Source organism: Brenneria izbisi (assembly GCF_025840185.1).
Taxonomy (GTDB): Bacteria; Pseudomonadota; Gammaproteobacteria; order Enterobacterales; family Enterobacteriaceae; genus Brenneria; species Brenneria izbisi.
This window is the reverse complement of record NZ_JAMPJU010000001.1, coordinates 496814-521957: the sequence shown is the minus strand read 5'-3', so window position 1 is coordinate 521957 and position 25144 is coordinate 496814. Positions and strand designations below refer to the sequence as shown.

The following is a 25144-nucleotide window of genomic DNA, read 5'->3' as shown; positions in this document are numbered from 1 at the left end:
TTCTCTCACTCCCCTTAGTCCAGTTCATTGTCGAGATCGTTGCTGCCGGCAGCGACTGGCTGCCCCTGAGACTTGTTGTATTTCGGACTCAGTTGGATATACAGCACCGCCATCACGATACCAATCACACCCAATGCAACCAGGTTGAAGTCGGTGAACGCCGCGGTCACGAAGCCGAGATAAAAGAACGGCATCAGGTAGCCTGCGCGCATCATATTAATGACCATGGCGTAACCGACGACGACAATCATACCGCCGGCGATATTCAGACCACCGGTCACCACTTCCGGTATGGAATTCAACATGGCATGAACCGCATCCGTACCGACGGAAATCGCAACGATAACGGCGGGGATTGCGATACGCATTGCCTGAAGCAACAGGGCGGAGACATGAAGCCAACTGATCGCGCTTAAACTGCCGCGTTCAGCCGCGCTGTCGGCGGCATGTTGAAAGGCGACGGTGATGGTTCGCACAATAATGGTCAGCACCTGTCCTGCGGCTGCCAGCGGAATGGCCAGCGCAATCCCCGCGCCCACGCTCTGACCACCGGCAATAACCAGAATGGTCGAGATAATGGAAGCGAGTGCGGCATCAGGAGCTACCGCCGCCCCGATGTTCATCCAGCCGAGAGCGATCATTTCCAGCGTGCCGCCGATAATAATCCCAGTTTTTAAATCGCCCAGAACGGCCCCGATGAGCGTACAGGCAACCAATGGACGATGGAATTGGAACTCGTCAAGAATAGAGCCCATCCCCGAGATACAAGCCACTATAAATATCAGCACAATTTGAAGGGTGGAAATCTCCATTGTACTTCTCCTATGGAAAACGTTTCTGAGTAAAGTGAATCGTTACACAGCGATAGTTATTGATTGTGTGAATCAATGATGTGTGAACCAATGATGTATTCACCAATAATGGTGTTAACGTGCCATCTTGTTAATTAAATCCATCATTTTTAGTCTGGTATCGGATGATACTTTCCTGACTTCTAACTCAATGCCGCGCTTATCCAGTTCTTTAAACGCGGCAATATCTTTCTCATCAATAGAGACCGCGTTATTAACCTGAATTTTGCCCTGGCGGAACGCCATTCCTCCAATATTAACGGACGTGATTTTTACGCCGTTTTCAATCAGTGTTAATACGTCTGTCGGATTAGTAAATAACAACATAACGCGATCGCCGGCATATTTCGGGTTGTCATAAACGCGAATGGCTTTGGCGACATCCACCACATGCGCCGTAACGCCCGGCGGCGCAACCTGGGTCAGCAGCGTTTTGCGCACATGATCCGCCGCCACGTCGTCACTGACGACAATAATGCGCGTGACATTGGTTTCTTTGGTCCAGCGGGTCGCCACCTGACCGTGGATCAAGCGGTCATCAATACGCGCCAACCCGATCTTCATGTGTTCGCCCGTTCCGCTAACCGGAGCGACAGCCTGTACTTTAGGTGATGGTGGCGCGGCGGCAGGCGCGGTGGCGTTCTGCTGCTTCAGCGCTTTAACGCCATCTCTGCCCGCTTCCAGGGCGATGGAAACCAATTCGGCGAACGCCGGGTTGTCATCACGCGCCATAAAGGTTTCCGCCAGCATGGGAATATTTACCCCGGCGATAACTTCATGATTATCTTTGTCGGTAACCATACGACTGGCGGCATTGAACGGGCTGCCGCCCCAGGTATCGACCAAAAACAACACGCCGTCAGACGTGTCTAATTGCGATAATTTCTCCTGATATTTTTCCATCAATGTTTCAGCGTTTTCACCGGGGACGAAATCAATCCAGGCGACATTGCTCTGCTCGCCAAGGATCATTTCAGCCGTTTTTAACAGCGGCCCCGCAGTGGCTCCGTGAGTGCATAACATTATTGCAATACTCACTTGCTACCTCCTCATCACGATCGAATTGAATGTGTAATGCGTCAGGAAACAGGGTTAACGCTCAGATGCTGAAAGTTAACCGTCGCGGTATCCGTATGGTTGTAAGCATCCAGCTTGCTGATTTACCCGGTAAGTAATGTCGCCATTAATTCAATACCTTCAGCGAGTAGCTACTGGCAACGACACGTAACACTACGGTTTGACAGATTTATTTTACCCATCGAAAAAATAAATAGTGTGATGTTCCTCTAATGCTGATCAGTTAAAAGGGGTGATGTCCGCGTTGCGCACGTTTGTGAGGAAATTGTGATAGCGACACGGTGATTTTTAGTTAAGCATCACGGCGTGAACGATGTTAATTTAAGGGCATCAAGTGAATTATCAGGCAAATAAAATGCAAACATATGCATTTCTTATGGCTAAAGACATTCGGTGAACGTTGAGGTTAATGCGTATGCTAAGAAAATCGGTTGTGCAACAAAAAGCGCCGAATATGGGTTTTCAGATGGGAACGGCCCATACGCTGAAAGATGATATTTATGGGTTGACGCTGGGGGTAATGTTTATCGCCGTAGGGCTGAATATGCTTAAGTTGTCCGGCATGGTTACCGGTGGGATTGCCGGCATTGCATTACTGATTTCCTATTATGTTCCGCTATCTATCGGTCTGCTGTTTATTCTGGTCAATATCCCGTTCATGATTTTCTGTTACTTCAGCATGGGGCGCGGTTTTACATTGAAAACCCTGATCGTCAATGTAGCCCTCGGCCTGACGACCCAGGCAATCCCTCATTTGATCACCATCAGTTATATCCATCCGCTGTTTTCCTCGCTGGTGGGCGGCACGTTCCTCGGCATGGGGATTCTTTCTCTGGCGCGTCACAATGCCTCTGTGGGCGGAACGGGCGTGGTCGCCATGTGGTTGTATCGGCGCTTCAATATCAATGTCGGCAAAACTCAGATGGTGCTGGATATATTGGTGTTCCTGCTTTCGCTGCTTAAGATACCAGGACTGTTGTTGCTCTGGTCGGCGGTCAGCGCCCTGGCGATGAATGCCATGCTGATGAACTGGCACAAACCGGGTCGTTATCAGGGCGGGTGAGTCTATTTTCGCACCATCAGATCGAGGGATAAGATAACGTTCTTACCTCGCCAACCTCAGTCTGTGTACTTTCTTTAGTGATTATTGCGCCTGATCCGCGAATCAGGCTTTCAGTCAATCGATTGCTGACTTTCTTTGCTGGAGATGCCGCCTGTGTCCAAAACGCTCGAACATTATCACTATTTGCATCAGATTCCTGAATTGGGATTTCAGGAGGTGAAAACATCGTCATATCTGGCAGACGTACTGGCGCGCGCGGGTTTTAACGTCACGCGCAATGTAAACGGCACCACCGGGATTATCGCCGAACTGGACAGTGGGGCGCCGGGGCCGGTGATGGCGCTACGCGCCGATATGGACGCCCTGGGACATATCATCAATGGCGAGTCGGTGGCGCGTCATACCTGTGGGCATGATGCGCATTCCTCCGTGGTGCTGAGCACCGCGCAGGAAGTGATAAGCGAAGGAATAGTGAAAAAAGGGCGGTTGAAGATTTTGTTTCAGCCCGCGGAAGAATTGGGAACGGGCGCGCTGGCGATGGTGGCCGGCGGCGCGATCGATGATGTCGATATACTGCTCGGTTTTCATGTGCGGCCGCTGGAAGAGTGTCCGCTGGGGCAGGCGGTGCCGGCCATGCTTTATTCAGCCAGTGCGACGATTGAAGCCGTGATCACCGGGGTGCCGTCCCACGCCGCCCGCCCGCATAAGGGCATCAATGCGTTGGATGCCGCTGTGTTGGCGGTACAGTCGGTGAATAGCATCCATCTGGCGCCCTCACTGACCTATAGCGTCAAGGCGACACGTTTTATCTGCGATGCGGGCGTTACCAACTCGGTGCCAGCCGAAGCCCGCGTGTGCTGGGATCTGCGCGCGCAATTCAATGAACCGATGGATGAACTGAAAGCCAAAGTCATTACAGCGATTGAACATAGCACGGCGGCGATTGGCGCTACGGCAGACATTCGCGTGATGAAGGAAATGCCGGCGGCGGTGGTTGACGACGAGGTCACCGCGTTGATTGCCAGCGCCATTGTGGACGTGTTGGGGATGAAGGGGGCGACCGAGGCCAAATATACGCCTGGCAGTGAAGATTTCTTCCATTACGGGCGTCAGCGGCCAACGATCAAATGTGGCTTCTGGGGCCTGGGAGCCAACCTGACACCGGGCTTACACCATCCCGATATGCGATTCGATCTTGAAGCAATGGAGATTGGCGTCCGGGTTTTTAAAACCTGTGTGAAAAAAGTACTGGGATAAGGCCGTGATCCCTGGTTGCGCTGCGGCGTATACTTTTTGGCGGCTTATCAATCTTCAAAGAATAGACGCTACTGGGCAGCGCATTTATCAGCGAGAAAAGTGTAAGAAAATCTTTGTGAAAACGCCGAACAACCTGTTAGAGTAATCTTCCGTTAAATTGCTTAGGAGCACTGGGCATCAGCCCTTCCCATGGACTGTCACCGACAAAACGTTAACTGCTTACCTGCTTGCGCTGGTGGTTTTCTGTACTCGGTTGGTTTTTCCGACCATTCTCTGAGTTACTCTGCTTCATTCCAATTCTTTCTATTACCATTCAATGCAGATAACGCATTGAAGTCATCTGCTCGTTCATATTTCGGAGTCTGACATGGAATTTTTGCTGGATCCTTCAATCTGGGCAGGCCTGCTGACGCTGGTGGTACTTGAGATTGTTCTGGGTATTGATAATTTGGTATTTATCGCCATTCTTGCCGATAAATTGCCGCCTAAACAGCGAGATAAAGCCCGTATTATCGGTCTGTCGCTGGCGCTGTTAATGCGTCTGGGGCTATTGTCCCTGATTTCCTGGATGGTCACGCTGACCCGTCCATTGTTCCACATCGGTGATTTCAGCTTCTCCGGTCGCGATCTGATCCTGCTGTTCGGCGGGCTATTCCTGTTGTTTAAAGCGACGACGGAGTTGCATGAACGGCTGGAAAATAAATCACATGACGAAAATGGTCCGCGCGTACACGCCAACTTCTGGGCTGTGGTGGCGCAGATTGTGGTGTTGGATGCGGTGTTCTCACTTGATGCCGTGATTACCGCCGTGGGCATGGTCAACCACCTTGGCGTGATGATGACCGCCGTCATCATTGCGATGGCTGTGATGCTGCTGGCTTCCAAGCCACTGACCAACTTTGTCAACGCCCACCCCACGGTGGTGGTGCTGTGTCTCAGCTTCCTGTTAATGATTGGCTTGAGTCTGGTGGCGGAAGGTTTTGGTTTCCATATTCCGAAAGGTTATCTGTACGCCGCGATTGGATTCTCAATTCTGATCGAGTTTTTCAACCAGATCGCCCGACATAACTTCATGAAACATCAGTCGCGACGCCCTTTGCGCGAGCGCACCGCCGAGGCGATTTTACGGCTGATGGGAGCCAGGAAAACCACGGATGAAGTGGATGACGATGAACCGCAGAAGGTGACGATGGACACCTTTGCCGAGGAGGAGCGCTATATGATCAGCGGCGTACTGACGCTGGCGTCGCGCTCGCTGCGCAGCGTGATGACGCCGCGCACGGAAATTTCCTGGGTAGACTGTGAACGTTCTATCGAAGATATCCGTTTGCAATTGCTGGATACGCCGCACAGTTTGTTCCCGGTTTGTCGCGGTTCGCTGGATGAGTTGGTCGGTGTGGTGCGAGCCAAAGACCTGCTGGTGGCGCTGGACGCGCACACCGATGTGGAAAGCTTTGCAGCGGCGAACTTGCCGATCGTCGTACCGGAAACGCTGGACGTCATCAATCTGCTACCTGTACTGCGTCGCGCCAAAGGCAGCCTGGTGATGGTGAGCAATGAGTTTGGCGTGATTCAGGGATTAGTGACGCCGCTGGACGTTCTGGAAGCGATAGCCGGTGAATTCCCGGACGAAGATGAAACGTTGGAGATCGTAGCCGACGGCGATGGCTGGCTGGTAAAGGGCGGTACGGATCTACATTCGTTGCAGCAAGTGCTCAACAGCAGCGATCTGGTCAGTCCGAAGGAGGATTACACTTCGCTGGCCGGACTGTTGCTGGCACACAGTGATGAATTCCCGCAAGTGGGCGAAATCATCGAATTACACCAATTACGTTTCCAGATCCTTGAAGTTTCGGAATACCGTATTGAACTGGTTAAGGTGGAGAAAATCGCCGAGCCGGTTGAAGACCAGGACGCGTAATATCAAGGGATCGCCAACGTCGCTGCTGGCGGCGTTGGCGGTTAAATCAATGCATTCATTAAAAAGCGTTATTCACTAAAAACCGTCAGTCGCACTGAACCTTAATCGCCAGACCGCCGCGTGAGGTTTCCCGATATTTGGCATTCATGTCTTTCCCTGTTTCGTACATGGTTTCGATAACCTTATCCAGCGAGACGCGGGGTTCGCTGGTGCGGCGCATCGCCATACGCGCGGCGTTAATCGCTTTCACCGCTGCAATGGCATTACGCTCGATGCAGGGAACCTGAACCTGTCCCGCCACCGGATCGCAAGTTAACCCCAAATTATGCTCCATCCCGATCTCCGCCGCGACGCAAACCTGTTCCGGGCTGGCGCCCATCAATTCCGCCAATCCTGCCGCCGCCATGGAACAGGCCACGCCGACTTCCCCCTGACAACCGACTTCCGCGCCAGAAATTGAGGCGTTCATTTTATACAGAATGCCAACGGCGCCCGCCGCGAGGAAATAGCGAATATAGATACCTGGGCTTACGGGTTCGATAAAGTGATCATAGTACGCCAATACCGCCGGAACGATGCCGCATGCGCCGTTGGTGGGCGCGGTCACCACGCGACCGCCCGCCGCATTTTCCTCATTCACCGCCAGCGCAAACATATTCACCCAATCCACAGCGTTCATTGGGTCGCTGGAGTGTTTATCTGACGAGACCAACATGCGGCGCAGCGCGGAAGCGCGACGTGGAACACGCAGCGGCCCCGGCAATACGCCTTCGGTGTTTACGCCGCGATCAATACAGGCGCGCATGGTCTGCCAGATATCCGCGAAGTAATTTTCGATCTCCTCGCGGCTATGCAGCGCCAGTTCGTTACGCATGACCATACCGGATACGGAAAGGCCGCTTTGTTTGCAATGCGCCAGCATCGCTTTGGCGGAGTTGAACGCGTAGGGGACGGAAACCTCAGTCAATGTAGATTGACCAAAATGCGCTTCATCAACGATGAAGCCGCCGCCGATGGAATAATAGGTTTTACTGTAAATTTCTTTGTTGCCGGCAAAGGCGGTGATCGTCATGCCATTTTCATGCAACGGCAGGTTTTCGCTGCGGAAAATCATTCCGCCTTCGCGCGGGAAATCGACTTCATGTTTACCGTCCGCCAGACTCAGTCGCTCGCTCTGTTCGACACGACGGATGAACGCCGGAATGCCATCAATATCAACCGTATCAGGCATATTGCCCGCCAGCCCCATGATGATGGCGATATCGGTATGATGGCCTTTTCCCGTCAATGACAATGAACCATAGACATCGACGGCGATGCGCGTGGCGGCGGTGAGTAACGCCTGATTTATCAATTCATCGACAAATTGCTTACCGGCTTTCATCGGTCCAACCGTATGAGAGCTAGAGGGGCCAATACCGATTTTAAACATGTCGAAAACGCTTATCACGCGGAACTCCTTAAAAAGCGCAGGTGGTTAGAATAAAACGCGTAAAATCGCGCTATTGTAGTGTGGAATATATTGTGGAGTTCACTTTTTCGCATGAAATAAACTTATGCCGACGGACAATGGAACTTATAGCAGAACGCATTGAATAACGCTTATGGCGTACTGGCGACATGCATGGCCAGTTGGCGAATGATGGCGGCGGTCAAGCCCCAGACAAACTGTTGTTGATACCAGGAAAGATAAACGCGGTGACGTTTTTCCTGCCGTTCGATATCCAGCGGATAATAACGCGCCAGCGCAAAGGCGTCCGCCAGCGGCATTTCGAACACTTCGGCGACTTCACTTTCATTAGCATGAAAGCGGGTCTGTGCGGAGATCAGCCCCACCACCGGCGTGACCTGAAACCCACTGACGCTGTCCGCCGGCGGCATTGTGCCGAGCACCCGGACATTCTGCGGTTGGATGGCGACTTCCTCCTGGGCTTCACGCAGCGCCGTGACGATGAGCGAACCATCTTCCCGGTCGGCTGCGCCGCCAGGAAATGCCACCTGACCGGCATGTTTGCGCAAACCCGACGCTCGTCGGGTCAACAGTAGTGTCGGGGTGGCGCGGCAAACAATCGGCACCAGTACCGCCGCCTTTCGTTGCTGATACACCGGAGGATGAGGCTGCAACGCATGCAGCTGAAAACGGGTAATAAACGCCGCCAAATCAAATGATGTCGGCGCTATGGTTCTGCTAATGGCTGAATGGGTCACGGCTTTCTACCTGCTCGTCTGGCTGAGGATCCAATAAGGGTAAAATGCGGCCAACTTTATCAAACGTTTCCTGATATTCGCCCTGTTCCTGACTATCCGCCACAATACCGCCGCCTGCCCAGCAGTAAATTTTTCCCTGTTCAGTTAATAAAGTGCGGATGGCGATGCTGGTATCCATGGTGCCGCAGACACTAAGATAACCAATACTGCCGCAGTAGGCATTGCGTCGTTGCGGTTCCAGTTCTTCAATGATTTGCATCGCCCGAATTTTGGGCGCGCCGGTGATGGAACCGCCGGGGAAACAGGCGCGCAGTAACGCGGTGGCAGGACACGAGTCAGGAAGTCTCGCTTCAATCGTACTGACCAGATGGTGGACAGCCGGGAAAGGCTCCACGACGAACAGTTCCGGTACGTGAACGCTGCCCGGTTCGGCGACGCGGCCAATGTCGTTACGCAATAAATCCACGATCATCAGGTTTTCGGCGCGATCCTTATCCGAGCGGGCCAATCGTTCGGCCTGCAAGTCATCCGCATTTTTATCGGCCAGTCGCGGCAGCGTACCTTTAATCGGGCGGGTCTGGATACGGTTCTCCGCCAGCCACAGAAATCGTTCGGGAGAGACACTGAGCACCGTATTTTCGGGCAGGCGGATGAAGGCGGAAAACGGAGCCTGATTGCCCGCCGACAGGCGCAGAAATGCCTGCCATTCATCCCCGTCATATTCCGCGCTGAAGCGTTGCGCCAGATTAACCTGATAGCAGTCTCCCGCCAGCAGATAATCCTGTATTTTGCGAAATCGCTCGCCATACTCCTCGCGGGACAGATTGGCAAGCCAGGGGCTATTGAGTCGAAAATCTGTCCGATTATTGGCGGCGGGCGGGGCGGATAACCAGTCAAGCCGTTGCTGAAGCGAGCCCTGGACGACCAGGGTTAACGTCTGATGCTGATGATCCGCGATCAAAGCCCAGTCATACAGGCCGAGCGCCATATCCGGTAAATCAATATCTCGTTCCGCCTGCATGGGCAAAGTCTCAATGCGACGCCCCAAATCGTAACCGAACAAGCCGAGCGCGCCGCCCTGAAACGGAAAGTCAGGATGCGCTGGCGCGGCGATGCCGAGCTCATCCAGTTCTTGCTGTAACAGCGTGAACGGATCGCCAGCCGCCATTTGCGTATTCCCGTCGCGGGTTATCGCCGTTTTCTCACCGCGAGTGATGAGTGTTACCCGCGGATCGGCGACCATGATATCGAAGCGATTGTGCGGGTGATCGGCAAATCCTGAATGTAATAACATGGCCCACGGCTGTTGAGAAAAAGGCGCAAAACGTTTTAGCAACGCATCCGGCTGATAGGGTAACGAGTGATAGACGCAGGACATGCCTGAGGCGGTGTGGTCGTATAATTTCATGCTTGGCAGGTGATGTTTATTTTGTATGTTGTCTGTTTGACGATTCAGATCGGCTAGCGTATCACAAACCATAACTGCTGGTGTATGACCGGGAGAGCATGCGATGATACGTGCCAGGTTGATAAGCAGGAATTTATCATGATTGCAGGTATGCCCGCGCTGACGCATCAACAGCAGCAAGCAGCGGTAGAACGTATTCAGGAACTAATGTCACAGGGGTTAAGCAGTGGTCAGGCGATTGCGATGGTCGCCGCAGAAATTCGCGCCACACATCAAGGTGACAGTGTCACCGCAATGTTTGACGATGAAGACGATCAGGATAATCGTGAGGATGACGACCAAGGCACGTTTGACGATGGTGAGGCAGAGGAAGAACACTGAGTGACGTTCCTCCTCTGAGATGACGCCAGCGTAAAGTTATATCGCGGCGATGGCTTTTATTTCGATTTTGAATTTCGGATTCATCAGTTTGGCCTGAACAGTGCAGCGCACCGGCGCGCTGCCTGACACCACCCAGGCATCCCATGCGGCGTTCATGGCGGCGAAATCGTCGGCGTCGGCCAAAAAAATCGTGACATCCAACAGTCGGCTTTTATCCGTTCCCGCTCGTTGCAGGATCGCATCCAGTGCGGCCAACGCATTTTCAGTCTGCGCTTGCGCCCCGTCATTCAGATTCTCCGGCACGCTGGTGTAATACAGCGTGTTGTTATGAATAATGGCGTCGGACCAGCGCTCATCAGGATCGATTCTCTGAATTGACATAAGGATATTCTCTCCATCTTGGGGTAAATAGCGGCGCTAAGCGTAACATACTCTTTTGCGTTATGAATCTCTTGCGGGCAGAGCAGGTGGAGATAGGGTGGTAGCGAGAGTGGCGGAGTATTGGCATAATCGGTCCGGCGGCGTCACTGGATAACGCTGGCAGTCCGAACCCGACTAAGAGAGACAGCGTGATAAGTGATCGTGTAATAGATGATTTTGCCACCGATGGGGCGTTAGCCAGGGCGATTAGCGGATTCAAACCGCGTGAGCCGCAACGACAAATGGCGCAAGCGGTGGTTCAGGCCATCCACGGCAAACAGGCGCTGGTGGTGGAAGCGGGAACCGGCACCGGGAAAACTTACGCTTATCTGGCCCCTGCATTGCGTTCGGATAAAAAAGTCATTATTTCGACCGGTTCGAAAGCCCTTCAGGATCAGCTTTACAGTCGGGATTTGCCCACGGTGGCCAAGGCGCTGAAATACCAGGGCAAACTGGCGCTGCTGAAAGGCCGTTCCAATTACCTTTGCATCGAACGACTCGAACAGCAATCGCTGGCGGGCGGAGAGTTGTCCGCGGAACTGCTCAGCGAGTTGGTCCGCTTGCGCGGCTGGTCTTCTGCAACCACGGAAGGTGATATCGCGACCTGTGACGGCGTGGCGGAAGACAGTCAAATCTGGCCGCTGGTAACCAGCACCAACGATAACTGTCTGGGCAGCGACTGCCCGCATTACAAAGACTGCTTTGTGGTAAAAGCGCGCCGCAAAGCGATGGATGCAGATATCGTGGTGGTGAATCACCATCTTTATCTGGCGGATATGGTGGTTAAAGAGAGCGGGTTTGCCGAATTGATCCCAGAAAGCGAGGTGGTCATTTTCGATGAAGCCCATCAGATCCCGGATATCGCCAGCCAGTATTTTGGTCAGCAGCTTTCCAGCCGCCAACTGCTGGATTTGGCAAAAGACATCATCATCGCCTATCGCACGGAAGTGCGGGACGCGCAGCAACTCCAGAAAAGCGCCGATCGCCTGAGCCAGAGTACGCAGGATTTTCGATTGGCGCTTGGCGATCCCGGTTTTCGCGGCAACCTGCGCGATGTGCTCGGCCAACCCCATCTTCAGCGTGCGCTGGTGCTGTTGGATGATGCGCTGGAACTGTGTTATGACGTCGCCAAACTGTCGTTGGGACGCTCTGCGCTGCTTGATGCGGCCTTTGAGCGCGCCACCCTATACCGCAGTCGTCTGCAACGCCTGCGCGATGTGCAGCAGCCAGGTTACAGCTACTGGTATGAGTGCAATTCCCGCCATTTTGTGTTGGCGTTGACGCCGCTGTCCGTTGCCGATCGCTTTCGGGAGTTGATGAAAGAAAAGCCTGCGGCCTGGATATTTACTTCCGCGACGCTCTCCGTTAATGAACAGCTGACACATTTTACCGAGCGTTTGGGGCTGGACGCAGCCAATACGCTGCTGCTGCCCAGCCCGTTCGACTATGCAAGTCAAGCGTTGCTTTGTGTGCCGCGTTATCTGCCGCAAACCAATCAGCCGGGTGCGGCGCGTAAGCTGGCAGGTCTATTGCGGCCATTGATTGAAGCTAATCAGGGACGCTGTTTTATGCTGTGCACCTCGCATCAAATGATGCGCGACCTGGCCGCCGAGTTTCGCGCCACCCTGACCTTGCCCGTTCTGTTGCAGGGAGAAACCGGCAAAGCGCAGTTGCTGTCTCAGTTTGTGTCGGCGGGGAATGCGTTGCTGGTGGCGACCAGCAGTTTCTGGGAAGGCGTGGACGTGCGCGGCGACGCGCTGTCCTGCGTGATCATCGATAAATTACCCTTTACTTCGCCTGACGATCCGTTATTGAAAGCGCGTATCGAAGATTGTCGTCTGCGTGGCGGCGAACCGTTTGATGACGTACAACTGCCTGACGCGGTGATCACATTAAAACAAGGGGTTGGTCGTCTGATCCGCGACACGGATGATCGCGGTGTGCTGGTGATTTGCGATAGCCGCCTGGTGATGCGTCCGTATGGCGAGGTTTTCCTTAACAGCTTGCCGCCCGCTCCCCGTACCCGAGAGATGGCGCAGGCCATTGAGTTTCTTACCCGCAAGGCGTAACTGACCTGATGAGTGACGGAACAAGGGTCTGAAAGGTGACGTCGCTAGCGGGGGATATGCTATTATGCGCGCCGTTAAGATTTATTTACCCCGCCTGAGGTTGGCATGTCTACGCGAATTCTAGCGCTTGATACTGCGACGGAAGCCTGTTCCGTCGCGCTCTGGAATGATGGTGAAATTCATTCTTTATTTGAGGTTTGTCCCAGAGAGCATACTCAGCGTGTGCTGCCGATGGTTCAACAGGTGTTGGCCGAGAGTGGCCTCACGCTTGGTGAACTGGATGCGGTGGCGTTTGGTCAGGGGCCGGGCAGTTTTACTGGCGTGCGGATCGGCATCGGTATCGCTCAAGGGCTGGCGTTGGGCGCGGAACTGCCGATGATCGGCGTTTCCACGCTGGCGACGCTGGCGCAGGGCGCATTTCGTCGGATTAATGCCGCTCAGGTGTTAGCCGCCATTGATGCCCGGATGGGGGAAGTCTACTGGGCGCAATATCTGCGTAACGCTGATGGCGTCTGGCAGGGTGACGCTTCTGAGACCGTCCTGACCCCCTTGCAGGCGCAAACGCTGACGGCTGCGTTGCAAGGCGAATGGGCGACGGCGGGAACAGGCTGGCAAACCTATCCCGATCTGGTGGATCATGCCGCGTTGATCCTGCGGGATGGCGACATGCTGTTACCTCGGGCCGAGGACATGTTGCCGCTGGCGTACCGGCAATGGCAGGCCGGACAAGCCGTGAGCGTTGAACTGGCCCAGCCGCGGTATCTGCGTAACGACGTGGCCTGGAAAAAACTGCCGGGACGCTGAGGCCCGTCTTCGCTGAGACTTCAGTCGCCGCGTTCCACATCCCGAAGGGGCCTGGTCAGAAGAAAACAGCAACTTATTCGATGCGATATAGTCTAATGAACGGACATTGAAGAAGGGGCATGTGATGGTAACGATTTCAAGGCATGTGAAGCCTCACAACCTGTCAGCGCAGGCCGTGCGCGGTCTTGCCGTTGCCGCTGTGTTGCTGCTGTCTGGCTGCGTCAGTGTGCCTGATGCGATAAAGGGAACGTCCCCCACGCCACAAGACGATCTTGTGCGGGTAATGAATGCGCCGCAATTGTATGTCGGTCAGGAGGCGCGTTTGGGGGGCCGGGTAGTGAGTATCCGCAATGAGGTTAACCGAACCCGATTGGAAATCGCCAGCCTGCCGCTTGACAGCGGCGCCAGACCTCAACTGGATATGCCTTCCGAGGGGCGCTTTATTGCCTATGTGAATCGTTTCCTGGAGCCGATCGATTTTCAGAATCAATTAGTGACTGTCGTCGGCCCTATTACGGGATCGGAGCAAGGCGCTATCGGCGACAAACCGTATCGTTTTGTCGTGGTGGACGCGCAGGGATACAAACGTTGGAATGTTGTGCAGCGGGTCGTCATGCCGCCCGGCGCTTATGGCCCGTGGGGATGGGACGCTCGCTATGGTCACGGCTGGGGGCCAGGATGGGGATTCGGCGGCGGTTGGTATGGTCCTGCGCAAGTTGAGAATGTTGTAACAGAATAAACACTGTTGCAGATGAAGAAATTCAGGCGACTTAGGTTGCCTGATTTTTTTTGAACTAATGACTAACATCAAATCAGTGATCGGCTTCGCAACCTGGATATTAACTGTTAATTAAATGATTATTTTAGTTAAAATAATGTTAATTAACGCTCAATGCCGAGGTCCATGCGATGCCACTAAAAAAATATCTTGGGAGTGACGTCTTGGACAAAATCTGGCTGTCTCGCTATCCGGCCTCGGTACCCGCGGAAATCGACCCGGATCGTTTTACCTCACTAATCGACATGTTTGAAAGCACGATAACGCGCTATGCCGATCAGACCGCATTCATCAACATGGGTGAGGTGATGACATTCCGCAAGCTGGAAGAGCGTAGCCGGGCCTTTGCCGCCTATCTGCAAAACCGGCTTGGTCTGAAGAAGGGCGACCGTGTTGCCTTAATGATGCCCAATCTGTTGCAGTATCCGGTGGCATTGTTTGGCGTACTGCGGGCAGGGATGGTGGCGGTGAATGTGAATCCGCTGTATACCCCGCGGGAACTGGAGTATCAACTGAAAGACAGCGGAGCCAGCGCCATCGTTATCGTGTCCAATTTCGCGCATACACTGGAAAAGGTGGTGGCGAATACGTCAGTAAAGCACGTTATTCTGACTCGCATGGGGGATCAGCTTTCTACCGCCAAAGGCACGCTGGTAAATTTTGTCGTCAAATATATCAAGCGGTTGGTGCCGAAATATCATCTGCCGGATGCGATTTCGTTTCGTCGGGTCATGCAGGAAGGACGACGCCTGCAATATGTGAAGCCCGAGATCATCAATACCGATTTGGCATTTTTGCAATACACCGGCGGCACGACGGGCGTTGCCAAAGGCGCGATGTTGACCCATCGCAATATGCAGGCGAATCTTGAACAGTGTAAAGCGGCTTACGGCCCCGTCCTGCGGGAAGGACAAGAACTGGTGGTGACGGCATTGCCGCTGTATCACATTTTCGCGTTGACTGTGAATTGTCTGCTGTTTCTTGAACGAGGCGGAAAAAATCTGCTGATCACCAATCCTCGTGATATTCCGGCGGTGGTCAAGGAGTTGAGCCAGTATCCGTTTACCACCATTACCGGGGTGAACACGCTATTCAATGCCTTGCTGAACAACAATGCATTTAGCGAACTCGATTTTTCCACGTTGCGATTGTCTGTCGGCGGTGGAGCGTCGGTACAGCAGGCGGTTGCCGAACGTTGGGAAAAGCTTACGGGTAAACATCTGCTGGAAGGTTATGGGTTGACGGAAAGTTCGCCATTGGTATCAGGCAATCCCTATGATATGACCTCGTATAATGGCAGCATCGGATTACCGGTTCCTTCCACCGATGTGCGCATCATTGATGATAATGGCAATGATGTCGCTCCCGGCGAATCCGGTGAGCTATGGGTCCGTGGTCCGCAGGTAATGCTGGGTTATTGGCAGCAACCCGCAGCAACCGATGAAGTCCTTAAAGATGGTTGGCTGGCAACGGGTGACATTGTCACGTCTGATGAACAAGGCTTTCTGCGCATTATTGACCGTAAGAAGGATATGATCCTGGTATCCGGCTTTAATGTTTACCCCACTGAAATTGAAGATGTGCTGACTCGTCATCCAAAGGTTTCCGAATCCGCGGTAGTGGGAATACCCAGCGAATTATCGGGTGAGGCGGTGAAAGCGTTTGTGGTGCGCCGCGACCCGACATTAACCAAAGAAGAGTTAATTACGCATTGTCGCCGCAACCTTACTGGCTATAAAGTGCCGAAAGAAATTGAATTTTGTGATGATTTACCCAAATCAAACGTCGGGAAAATTTTGCGCCGAGAGTTGCGCGACGCTCAACCTCAGTCAGCAAAGGTGGTTAACGCCTAGTTCCGTGCGGATGATGATTTATCAATAAATCGTCTGCCAGAAGCCGACAGGACACGTTATCATGGCTATCGTCATGGCGCGGTTGAGGGGAAAACCACATCCGCAACAGCGTTTTCAGGCCCGATTAACCTCTTTACGCCGGTGTGTCCGGCGTTACTTTTTATATTAATCAGCAATCAAGAGAATGATGTTTTGAATTATCAGTTGATCACCACCGATATCGGATTAAAACAGGTTTGCACACAGGCGCGTCAGCATCAACAGATTGCGTTAGATACTGAGTTCGTCAGAACGAGAACGTACTATCCCCAGTTAGGGTTGATTCAATTGTATGATGGCGAACAGCTTTCGCTTATCGATCCGCTGACGATCACCGACTGGCAGCCTTTTCAGGCGTTGTTGCGTGATGAGCGGGTCACCAAGTTTTTGCACGCCGGCAGTGAGGATCTGGAGGTGTTTTTCAACGCCTTTGATCTGTCTCCCGCGCCATTCATCGATACCCAGATCCTGGCCGCGTTTTTGGGTAAACCGCTCTCCTATGGTTTCGCCGCGTTAGTGGCTGAGTACATGAACGTGACGCTCGATAAAAGCGAATCACGCACTGACTGGCTGGCCCGTCCGCTGAGTGAAAAACAGTGTGACTATGCTGCCGCGGATGTGTTCTATCTGTTGCCGATGGCCATCAAACTGGTTGAGGAAACCGAGGCCGCCGGGTGGACAAACGCCGCGCGGGATGAGTGTCGTCTTTTATGTCAGCGTAAGCAGGAGATTCTGACGCCCGAAGCGGCGTATCGCGAGATAGGAAACGCCTGGCAACTGCGAGGCCGCCAACTGGCCTGTCTGCAACGCCTGGCTGAGTGGCGTTTGCGTAAAGCTCGTGAGCGTGACAGCGCGGTAAATTTTGTGGTGCGGGAAGAAAATCTATTGCAGGTTGCCCGGTGCTTACCGTCGTCATTGGGGGAATTGGATGCGCTGGGGTTGAGCGGCCCGGAAATTCGTTACCACGGTAAAACGTTGCTGGCGCTGGTGGCGCAAACCAACGATATTGCCGAGATTGATTGCCCGCCGCCGGTTATCAACCTGATTGATTACCCCGGCTATAAGAAAGCTTTTAAGGATATTAAAGCAATGGTGCAACGCTACAGCGAGAGCAGCGGATTATCGGCTGAACTGTTGGCCTCACGGCGCCAGATCAACCGGGTGCTTAACTGGCACTGGAAATTAATCGCGCAGGACACTGTACCAGAAATGCTTTCCGGCTGGCGCAATAATCTATATGGCGATGCGTTACGGGAGATTCTCAAGGAATGCTGAACGATACTAATTGAAACGACTTTCCGCCTGACAGTAAAAGAGCACAGCTGTTTTATGATGGCGCACAGAGGCGAACCCCTGCAAAAATAAGCAGGGGATATTGGCAGAGAAAAAATTATTTGGGCGTTTCTTCCGCTTCCGGTAATGTGACGTTCAACTCAAGCACGGAAATATCATCGCCTTTTTGCTCTAGCTGAACGGTGACCATTTCAGGGTCAATCTGTACATATTTACAGATGACCTCCAGAATATCCCGTTTTAATTGCGGCAGATAATGAGGTTCGCTATCACCCCGACGTCGCTCCGCGACAATAATTTGCAGCCGCTCCTTGGCGATATTGGCTGTCGTTTTTTTGCGGGACAGAAAGAAGTCGAGTAATGCCATAATTTATCCCCCAAAAAGTCGTTTAAGGAAACTTTTCTTCTCTTCTTCAATAAAGCGGAAGGGACGATCTTCGCCTAACAGACGGTCTACCGTATCCGAATAGGCTTTGCCCGCATCGGCTTCCGCATCCAGAATGACCGGCTCGCCCTGGTTTGATGCGCGTAATACGGATTGATCTTCAGGAATAACGCCAACCAACGGGATCCTGAGAATTTCCAGCACGTCTTCCATACTCAGCATATCACCGCGGCTTACGCGACCAGGGTTATAGCGGGTCAGCAGCAGATGTTCCTTGATCGGCTCTTCGGCACGTTCCGCCCGCCGCGATTTAGACGACAGAATGCCAAGAATACGGTCTGAGTCACGCACGGAAGACACTTCCGGGTTGGTGGTGATAATCGCTTCATCGGCAAAATACAGCGCCATCAACGCGCCGGTTTCGATCCCGGCCGGGGAGTCGCAGACGATGAAATCAAAATCCATTTCGCCCAGATCGTTGAGCACTTTTTCGACGCCTTCGCGGGTCAGCGCATCTTTATCACGCGTTTGCGAAGCGGGCAGAATATACAGATTATCAGTACGCTTATCTTTGATCAGCGCTTGATTCAGGGTCGCATCACCTTGAATAACATTAACAAAATCATAAACCACGCGACGCTCGCATCCCATAATCAGGTCGAGGTTACGTAAACCGATGTCGAAGTCGATAACAACGGTCTTCTTTCCTTTCTGGGCTAAACCGGTAGCAATGGCCGCGCTTGAAGTGGTCTTGCCAACGCCCCCTTTACCCGATGTAACAACAATGATGCGTGCCATAAATGTTTCCTTGTTAAAGGGTTCAGAACGTATCCCGGCAGGCGGTTTTCATTGTCACGGTCAGTGACACGTACATCTGCCAGCATAGGTGCTAGTCTAGCGATTATTCAAAGCTTGTGTGTTTAAAACGAGTGTATGTTTAAATCATTGTCCAGCAGGTTCAGGTTTATCCTGGCCGCCTGCCCGACATAAGAAGCGGGTATCTGGTCGCTTAGCCAGTAACGTCCGGCGATAGATACAAGCTCGGCGGCCAGATGCGTACAAAATATCTGACTGTGCACATCGCCAGACACGCCGGCGAGGGCGCGACCGCGCATCATGCCATAAATATGAATATTACCATCGGCAATCACCTCCGCGCCTGCGCTGACACTGCTGGTTACAATCAGATCGCAATTCCGGGCGTAAATCTGCTGACCGGAACGTATCGGCGTATTGATAACTTTGGTTTTTACTGCGGTTGGCGCCGCCGCTACGGATTCGGGCGGGCGTCGTTGCGCTTTACCTTCACTCAGCAAAGGCAAGCCCGCCTGCGTAATCGCCTGTTTCAGTTGTTCGTCTTTACAGCCGCTGACGCCAACGACACGCAGTCCGGTCGATGCGATAGCCTGTTGTAATGTTATCCAGTCGGTTTCCGCCGTCAATGCGGCGACATTAATGACAACGGGGGCATTTTTCAGAAAAGCGGGCGCCTGCTCGATCTTTTCCTGCAATGCCTGATAAATTACCTCTGGTTGGGGATCATGCAAATGAACAACCGATAAGGTAAAGCTGCTGCCTTTTAATTCTATTGGCGTTTGTGACATCTATCCTGACTCAGTTTCCGCATCTTTTAATCCCCAGAATAACATTTAAAGCATGATATTCCAGAGCGCTGCAAGCATGTTATAGTCACAATTATATACAGGCAAGACGCCATTCCCATTAAACAGAGTAAAAAAGATGTTTTGTGTGATCTATAGAAGCGCCAAACGTGACCAGACCTATCTTTATGTCGAAAAAAAAGACGATTTTTCCCGCGTCCCGCAAGAATTGATGAAAAGTTTTGGTACGCCGCATTTAGCCATGTTACTGCCGCTGGACGGCAGTAAAAAACTGGCGAATGCCGATATTGAAAAGGTGAAACAAGCGCTTAGGGAACAGGGCTTTTATCTACAGGTTCCGCCTCCGCCGGAAACTTTATTAAAGACGCTTTGGTAAATGTAAAAAAATAATACCGGCGTATATTTTCAGATAATGCCTTAGTCATAATCTTATGGTGACACATATTCAAAAAAGCAAGCAACGTGAATAAACCGGGTTCCGGTTGGAATAATCCGCGCTGTATTTAATCCGTATCACCAGTAGTGACTTTACTCACTATTGTCAGCGATAGAAATCAGCCGGTTTGTTTTATACTGTGACGCTTATGGCGACAAGCTGAGGTTGTCGTCAGAAAGTAACGACATAAGCTGGCGAGAACGCTATTTACCAGGATTAGGTTTACAGAATTGTATTTTATGTGATGGTATTTGAGCATGATGCTATTGTGATAAATACCATAGTTACCCAACAGACAGGGCAGGAGAATATCCATGTACCAACACAGAGACTGGCAGGGTGCGCTGCTTGATTTTCCGGTCAACAAAGTAGTATGTGTCGGCAGCAACTACTCGGAACACATCAAGGAAATGGGCAGTGCCACGCCAACCGAGCCAGTGTTGTTCATCAAACCAGAAACCGCGTTGTGTGATTTGCGTCAGCCAGTCGCTATTCCTAAAAACTTGGGCGCCGTGCATCACGAAGTTGAACTGGCGGTACTGATCGGCACGCCGTTGAAGCAGGCAAATGAAGAACGCGTTGCACGGGCCATAGCCGGTTATGGCGTTGCGCTGGATCTGACGTTGCGTGATTTACAGTCCGAATTTAAAAAGGCCGGACAACCCTGGGAAAAAGCCAAGGCGTTTGATGGTTCCTGTCCTATTTCCGGGTTTATTCCGGTTGCCGAGTTCGGTGACCCGCAGCAAACTGAACTCGGCGTGAGAGTGAATGACGAGGTTCGTCAGCAGGGCAACACCCGCGACATGATTACGCCGATCCTGCCGCTGATTGCCTATATGAGCCGCTTTTTTACGCTACGGGCGGGCGATATCATTCTGACCGGCACGCCAAAGGGCGTCGGGCCGCTCCAGTCCGGCGATATGCTGAAAATCACCGTCAACGATCGCACTTTGAACACCCGTGTCATCTAAGTATCTGGTTATCCGCCCGGCATGGGCGGGTAGCAACGCTTGCTCCCGCCAGCTAAACCCGTTATACAGAGCGCCCAAGAAAAATTAACTGGAAAAGAAAATGACTGAACGCCCTTTTTGGCAGCACAAGACATTGTCAGAGATGTCCGATGATGAATGGGAGTCGCTGTGCGATGGCTGCGGTCAGTGCTGTTTGAATAAACTGATTGATGAGGATACGGAGGAAATTTATTTCACCAACGTAGCCTGTAATCAACTTAATATAAAAAGTTGTCAATGTCGTAATTATGCCCGTCGTTTTGAATATGAACCTGACTGCATCAAGCTGACGCGCGAAAATTTGCTGACCTTTAACTGGCTGCCCGTCACCTGTGCTTACCGTCTGATTAATGAACAGCAGGCATTACCGTCCTGGCACCCGCTGATCTCCGGTTCCAAGGCGGCAATGCATGGCGAGCGTATCTCGGTGCGCCATATCGCGGTGCACGAAAGTGAAGTTGTTGACTGGCAAGATCACATTTTGAACAAACCGGCGTGGGCCAGATAGCGATCCCCCCTGTGTAATTTCTAATATGCTGTATAATTTTAATACAACGGCAAACAGCACAGGAGGACAATAAATGATTAACTTTGAAAAAATCATTATGGAATACAGCGAGCAATATACTGATTTTGCTGCCTCCACGATTGCTTTTATGGAAAGTCAGCACAAAAAGATCAATGCTGATGAGGTATCGAAAAATATTCCTAAAGAGAAGAGGCAATTTTTCAAGGAGAGACTCGTCCACTACCGGCATATTTATCGCCCTCAGCAATAAAAGGCGCGGTCTGTGTTTTCACGCTGTTGCGCTGCTCAAGCCCAGGTAAATACCTGGGCTTGTTATTATCTTTTATGAGTGGCTGAAGAGATCGCGACGTTTAGGGCGGAAAGGCTGGGCGATCAGAACCAATATTGCAATCAGTAAATAGGCCGCGAAAATACCGACTAACCATTGCGGCATTTCCAGTGACAAAAACTGCCACTGACGTTCGGAACAATCTCCCGACGCGTTGAATACCGCGGGCAGCCATTTATCCAGCGGTAGCCAGGACGGGAAGCTGACAAAAAAGTCGCAAGTATTAAAAGGCGACGGATTGAGCAATATATCCGTTTGTTTCCAGGCCAGGCGCAGACCCTCGAATGCGCTGTATATCCACAGCCCGATGGCGGGATAACGCAGTAAGCTTTTCGGCGCGATCGCCCCCAGCAATCCTGCGCCCATCACGCCGAAAAGCGCCGCGCGTTGGTAGATGCAAAGAACGCAGGGCCGCAACTGCATGACGTGCTGGAAATAGAGCGCGACCAACTCCAGAATCAGGGCAGTCAATGCCAATAATAACCAGGCGCCGCGTCCGCGTGAGCAACGGTTAAGAAATCGCAACATAACAAGTATTCCATGCTAAAAATGAGCGAATCAGCAGTGTAAACCGATTTGGCTTCACCGCCATCATTTCACTGTGCAAAACGTAATAATGTATTCAGTAACAATGTATTTATTTGATTTTTCCTTTAATTCCTCTGCGGGCGGCGATGCTAACGCTCTCTCTTCACCTCGGCAATCTCTTGCCTGCCGTTCACCACTATACACGATGAGTATGAATTCAATGTAACCCAGGCAGGAAGTGGCAACATATGCGAAATTTTTTATACTCAATGGAGTATATCGCCGTCGGTCGGAAGGGTTTTGTTCACGGTCACAGTTTTGTCGCGAATTGGTTTGACGTATGGCGGCGGTGCTATGTCATGTTTCGCTCATCTGGTATGATGAGATCAGCTTTCATCGGTAAATATCGCTACGGAATCAAACTCATGGTCATAAAGGCGCAAAGTCCGGCAGGATTCGCTGAAGAATATATAATTGAAAGTATATGGAACAACCGCTTTCCGCCTGGCTCCATTCTGCCAGCAGAAAGAGAGCTCTCCGAGTTGATAGGCGTAACACGCACCACGTTGCGCGAAGTGCTTCAGCGTTTGGCGCGTGATGGCTGGCTAACGATTCAGCATGGTAAACCGACGAAGGTCAACAATTTCTGGGAAACTTCCGGGCTGAATATTCTGGAAACACTGGCAAGACTCGATCACGATAGCGTGCCGCAACTGATTGATAACCTTCTGGCCGTACGTACCAATATTGCGGCGATCTTTATTCGCACAGCGCTGCGGCAACATCCTGAAAAAACACGTGAAGTATTGACGCAAACCGGAGTGGTGGAGGACAACGCGGATGCTTTCGCCAAGCTTGACTACAATGTTTTTCGTGGGCTGGCCTTTGCCTCTGGCAATCCTATCTATGGATTGATCCTCAACGGACTTAAAGGTTTATATATCCGCGTTGGCCGCTACTATTTTTCCAATCCCGAAGCGCGCAAACTGGCGCTGGATTTTTATGGCCGTCTGGAAGTGCTGTGTAGTGAAGGGCTGTATGAGCAGGTGATGGATGTGGTCAGACACTACGGTAAAGAAAGCGGGGCGATCTGGCATAGCATGCAGAGTTCCATTCCACATGATATTGCCGAAATTCGCCGCTAAGCGGACATTGAAAATCGCTGCCGGCAATGTTCAACATCAACACAATGTCGGGCCGTGATCGCGTGTTATAAAAAGGGTATCCCGCAATCAGAATACCCTGTGTTTTTTCTTCCCGATCAGGTGGTGGCGATATTGCGCGGCGGACAGCGCTCCAGCAACTCCACGCTGCCATCTTCGTTAACCTGTTCAAGATTCACATCAAATCCCCACAGGCGATGAACATGTTTCATCACCTCACATCTGCTTTTATCCAGCGGCGCGCGATTGTGGGGAATGTAACGTAGCGTCAATGAACGGTTGCCGCGTAAATCCACATTCCATACCTGAATATTGGGCTCCAGATTGCTCAGATTATATTGTGCGGACAACTCCTCACGGATTAAGCGATATCCCTCTTCGTCATGGATCGCGGCAATTTCCAGATAGTTATTGTTATCGTCATCCAGCACGGTGAACAGTCGGAAATCGCGCATGACTTTGGGCGACAGAAACTGGCTGATGAAACTCTCATCTTTAAAATTCTGCATGGCGAAATGCAGCGTATCCAGCCAGTCTTTACCCGCGACATCCGGGAACCAATAGCGATCTTCTTCCGTTGGTTCCTGACAAATACGCTTGATATCCTGAAACATGGCAAAACCCAGTGCGTAAGGGTTGATGCCATTGTAATACGGGCTGTTATAGGGCGGCTGATAAACAACATTGGTATGACTATGCAAAAATTCCAGCATAAAGCGCTCAGACACCCGGCCTTCATCATACAGATGGTTGAGGATCGTATAGTGCCAGAATGTCGCCCAGCCTTCGTTCATCACCTGAGTCTGTTTTTGCGGGTAGAAATACTGGCTGACTTTGCGCACGATACGCAAAATTTCACGTTGCCACGGCTCCAGCAGCGGGGCGTTCTTTTCCATAAAGTACAGCAGGTTTTCTTGCGGTTCCTGTGGGAAACGACGGGCTTTTTCCGGGGAGACATCCTGTTCGCGCCGCGGCAGGGTTTTCCAAAGTTCGTTAACCTGACTTTGCAGATATTCTTCACGACTTTTTTGCCGGGACTTCTCCTCTTCCAGCGAAATTTTCTGCGGGCGTTTGTAACGGTCCACGCCGTAATTCATCAAGGCATGGCAGGAGTCCAGCAGACGTTCAACCTCTTCGACGCCATAGCGCTCCTCGCAGTGCGAGAGGTACTGACGGGCAAAAATCAGATAATCGACGATAGAGCCCGCATCGGTCCAGCTACGGAACAGATAGTTTCCTTTGAAGAACGAGTTATGCCCGTAACAGGCATGCGCCATGACCAGCGCCTGCATGGGCATGGTGTTTTCTTCCATCAGATAAGCAATACAGGGATCGGAGTTGATAACGATTTCATACGCCAACCCTTGCTGACCGTGTTTGTAGCGTTGCTCGGTTTCAATGAATTTCTTCCCGAACGACCAGTGAGCATAATTGATCGGCATACCGATACTGGAATAGGCATCCATCATCTGCTCAGAGGTAATGACTTCAATTTGATGCGGATAGGTATCCAGCCGATAGGATTTCGCTACCCGATCTATCTCATCGAGGTAGACCTGCAATAGCTCGAACGTCCAGTCTGGTCCATCATCAAGACGATGAGGTTTCTTTACCCGATTATCAGTCGATATCGCCATCAGCGCGCCCTCTATATGACTGTCTGCACGGTATCGTACAGACATTATTAATCGTAGCTCAATCTGGTAAAAGTGATGAGAAAA

General features: G+C 51.9%; 25 protein-coding genes. 14 read left to right on the top strand and 11 right to left on the bottom strand.

All coding sequences use genetic code 11. From position 1 onward, the window contains the following. Nucleotides 1-14: 14 nt before the first annotated feature. Together NC856_RS02400 and manX are read right to left on the bottom strand one after the other, a co-directional pair. Nucleotides 15-812 carry a PTS mannose/fructose/sorbose transporter subunit IIC gene (locus NC856_RS02400; RefSeq protein ID WP_264088808.1) on the bottom strand — a complete coding sequence of 266 codons (798 nt, stop codon included), beginning with the start codon at nt 810-812 and terminating at the stop codon, nt 15-17. A 114-nt stretch (nt 813-926) separates the two neighbouring features. Then, nucleotides 927-1889, bottom strand: coding sequence for a PTS mannose transporter subunit IIAB (gene manX, locus NC856_RS02395; protein ID WP_264088807.1), 963 nt, complete (start codon nt 1887-1889; stop codon nt 927-929). Nucleotides 1890-2343: 454 nt separating this feature from the next. Between manX and NC856_RS02390 the strand changes: the two genes are divergently transcribed. From NC856_RS02390 to NC856_RS02380, 3 genes are all read left to right on the top strand, one after another. Continuing rightward, nucleotides 2344-2991 (top strand): YitT family protein, encoded by a 648-nt coding sequence (locus tag NC856_RS02390; RefSeq protein ID WP_264088806.1) that lies wholly within the window; start codon nt 2344-2346, stop codon nt 2989-2991. Between the two features lie 153 nt (nt 2992-3144). Next, complete coding sequence (locus NC856_RS02385; RefSeq protein WP_264088805.1) at nt 3145-4248, top strand: amidohydrolase; 1104 nt, start codon at nt 3145-3147, stop codon at nt 4246-4248. A 367-nt stretch (nt 4249-4615) separates the two neighbouring features. After that, entirely contained in the window at nt 4616-6169 is a 1554-nt protein-coding gene (locus NC856_RS02380; RefSeq protein WP_264088804.1) for a TerC family protein, read from the top strand. 85 nt (nt 6170-6254) lie between these two features. On the opposite strand, the gene NC856_RS02375 is transcribed toward NC856_RS02380, so the two are convergent. The 3 genes from NC856_RS02375 to pabB form a co-directional block, all read right to left on the bottom strand. Continuing rightward, nucleotides 6255-7619: an L-serine ammonia-lyase gene (locus NC856_RS02375; RefSeq protein WP_264088803.1), complete on the bottom strand. Its 1365-nt coding sequence runs from the start codon at nt 7617-7619 to the stop codon at nt 6255-6257. 152 nt (nt 7620-7771) lie between these two features. Beyond that, nucleotides 7772-8362, bottom strand: coding sequence for a CoA pyrophosphatase (locus tag NC856_RS02370; protein WP_264088900.1), 591 nt, complete (start codon nt 8360-8362; stop codon nt 7772-7774). Continuing rightward, nucleotides 8358-9785: an aminodeoxychorismate synthase component 1 gene (gene pabB / locus NC856_RS02365; RefSeq protein ID WP_264088802.1), complete on the bottom strand. Its 1428-nt coding sequence runs from the start codon at nt 9783-9785 to the stop codon at nt 8358-8360. Before pabB ends, NC856_RS02370 begins: the two co-directional genes overlap by 5 nt. A gap of 138 nt (nt 9786-9923) precedes the next feature. Here pabB and NC856_RS02360 point away from each other — a divergent pair, with 138 nt between their 5' ends. Further along, complete coding sequence (locus tag NC856_RS02360) at nt 9924-10166, top strand: YoaH family protein (RefSeq protein ID WP_264088801.1); 243 nt, start codon at nt 9924-9926, stop codon at nt 10164-10166. 36 nt (nt 10167-10202) lie between these two features. On the opposite strand, the gene NC856_RS02355 is transcribed toward NC856_RS02360, so the two are convergent. Beyond that, nucleotides 10203-10547, bottom strand: coding sequence for a RidA family protein (locus tag NC856_RS02355; RefSeq protein ID WP_264088800.1), 345 nt, complete (start codon nt 10545-10547; stop codon nt 10203-10205). A gap of 188 nt (nt 10548-10735) precedes the next feature. On the opposite strand from NC856_RS02355, the gene NC856_RS02350 reads away from it, so the two are divergent. The 5 genes from NC856_RS02350 (at nt 10736) to rnd (ending at nt 17404) form a co-directional block, all read left to right on the top strand. After that, a complete protein-coding gene (locus NC856_RS02350) occupies nt 10736-12655 on the top strand; it encodes an ATP-dependent DNA helicase (RefSeq protein ID WP_264088799.1) in 1920 nt (639 codons plus the stop codon). A gap of 105 nt (nt 12656-12760) precedes the next feature. After that, nucleotides 12761-13459, top strand: a complete 699-nt coding sequence (gene tsaB, locus NC856_RS02345) for a tRNA (adenosine(37)-N6)-threonylcarbamoyltransferase complex dimerization subunit type 1 TsaB (RefSeq protein WP_264088798.1) — start codon at nt 12761-12763, stop codon at nt 13457-13459. A 124-nt stretch (nt 13460-13583) separates the two neighbouring features. Further along, nucleotides 13584-14198: a Slp family lipoprotein gene (locus NC856_RS02340; protein ID WP_264088797.1), complete on the top strand. Its 615-nt coding sequence runs from the start codon at nt 13584-13586 to the stop codon at nt 14196-14198. Between the two features lie 203 nt (nt 14199-14401). Beyond that, nucleotides 14402-16090, top strand: a complete 1689-nt coding sequence (fadD, locus tag NC856_RS02335) for a long-chain-fatty-acid--CoA ligase FadD (RefSeq protein WP_264088796.1) — start codon at nt 14402-14404, stop codon at nt 16088-16090. Nucleotides 16091-16282: 192 nt separating this feature from the next. Further along, nucleotides 16283-17404, top strand: coding sequence for a ribonuclease D (gene rnd, locus NC856_RS02330; RefSeq protein WP_264088795.1), 1122 nt, complete (start codon nt 16283-16285; stop codon nt 17402-17404). Between the two features lie 115 nt (nt 17405-17519). Here rnd and minE read toward each other — a convergent pair whose 3' ends face one another. From minE to minC, 3 genes are all read right to left on the bottom strand, one after another. Continuing rightward, nucleotides 17520-17789, bottom strand: coding sequence for a cell division topological specificity factor MinE (minE, locus tag NC856_RS02325; protein ID WP_015840174.1), 270 nt, complete (start codon nt 17787-17789; stop codon nt 17520-17522). Nucleotides 17790-17792: 3 nt separating this feature from the next. Continuing rightward, nucleotides 17793-18605, bottom strand: a complete 813-nt coding sequence (minD, locus tag NC856_RS02320) for a septum site-determining protein MinD (protein ID WP_264088794.1) — start codon at nt 18603-18605, stop codon at nt 17793-17795. 122 nt (nt 18606-18727) lie between these two features. Continuing rightward, nucleotides 18728-19411: a septum site-determining protein MinC gene (gene minC, locus NC856_RS02315; RefSeq protein ID WP_264088793.1), complete on the bottom strand. Its 684-nt coding sequence runs from the start codon at nt 19409-19411 to the stop codon at nt 18728-18730. 136 nt (nt 19412-19547) lie between these two features. On the opposite strand from minC, the gene NC856_RS02310 reads away from it, so the two are divergent. The 4 genes from NC856_RS02310 to NC856_RS02295 all read left to right on the top strand — a co-directional run bounded on the left by NC856_RS02310 (nt 19548) and on the right by NC856_RS02295 (nt 21654). After that, on the top strand, nt 19548-19805 hold the full coding sequence (locus NC856_RS02310; RefSeq protein WP_264088792.1) for a YcgL domain-containing protein: 258 nt from the start codon (nt 19548-19550) through the stop codon (nt 19803-19805). Nucleotides 19806-20179: 374 nt separating this feature from the next. After that, on the top strand, nt 20180-20836 hold the full coding sequence (locus NC856_RS02305) for a fumarylacetoacetate hydrolase family protein (protein WP_264088791.1): 657 nt from the start codon (nt 20180-20182) through the stop codon (nt 20834-20836). A 100-nt stretch (nt 20837-20936) separates the two neighbouring features. Beyond that, on the top strand, nt 20937-21383 hold the full coding sequence (locus NC856_RS02300) for a YcgN family cysteine cluster protein (protein WP_264088790.1): 447 nt from the start codon (nt 20937-20939) through the stop codon (nt 21381-21383). A 73-nt stretch (nt 21384-21456) separates the two neighbouring features. Then, nucleotides 21457-21654: a DNA polymerase III subunit theta gene (locus NC856_RS02295; RefSeq protein ID WP_264088789.1), complete on the top strand. Its 198-nt coding sequence runs from the start codon at nt 21457-21459 to the stop codon at nt 21652-21654. A gap of 72 nt (nt 21655-21726) precedes the next feature. Here NC856_RS02295 and dsbB read toward each other — a convergent pair whose 3' ends face one another. After that, nucleotides 21727-22260, bottom strand: a complete 534-nt coding sequence (dsbB, locus tag NC856_RS02290) for a disulfide bond formation protein DsbB (RefSeq protein ID WP_264088788.1) — start codon at nt 22258-22260, stop codon at nt 21727-21729. A gap of 425 nt (nt 22261-22685) precedes the next feature. Here dsbB and fadR point away from each other — a divergent pair, with 425 nt between their 5' ends. Further along, nucleotides 22686-23405, top strand: a complete 720-nt coding sequence (gene fadR / locus NC856_RS02285; protein ID WP_264088787.1) for a fatty acid metabolism transcriptional regulator FadR — start codon at nt 22686-22688, stop codon at nt 23403-23405. Between the two features lie 116 nt (nt 23406-23521). Here the strand turns inward: fadR and NC856_RS02280 are convergent, their stop codons facing one another. After that, on the bottom strand, nt 23522-25060 hold the full coding sequence (locus tag NC856_RS02280) for a SpoVR family protein (RefSeq protein ID WP_264088786.1): 1539 nt from the start codon (nt 25058-25060) through the stop codon (nt 23522-23524). Nucleotides 25061-25144: the final 84 nt, after the last annotated feature.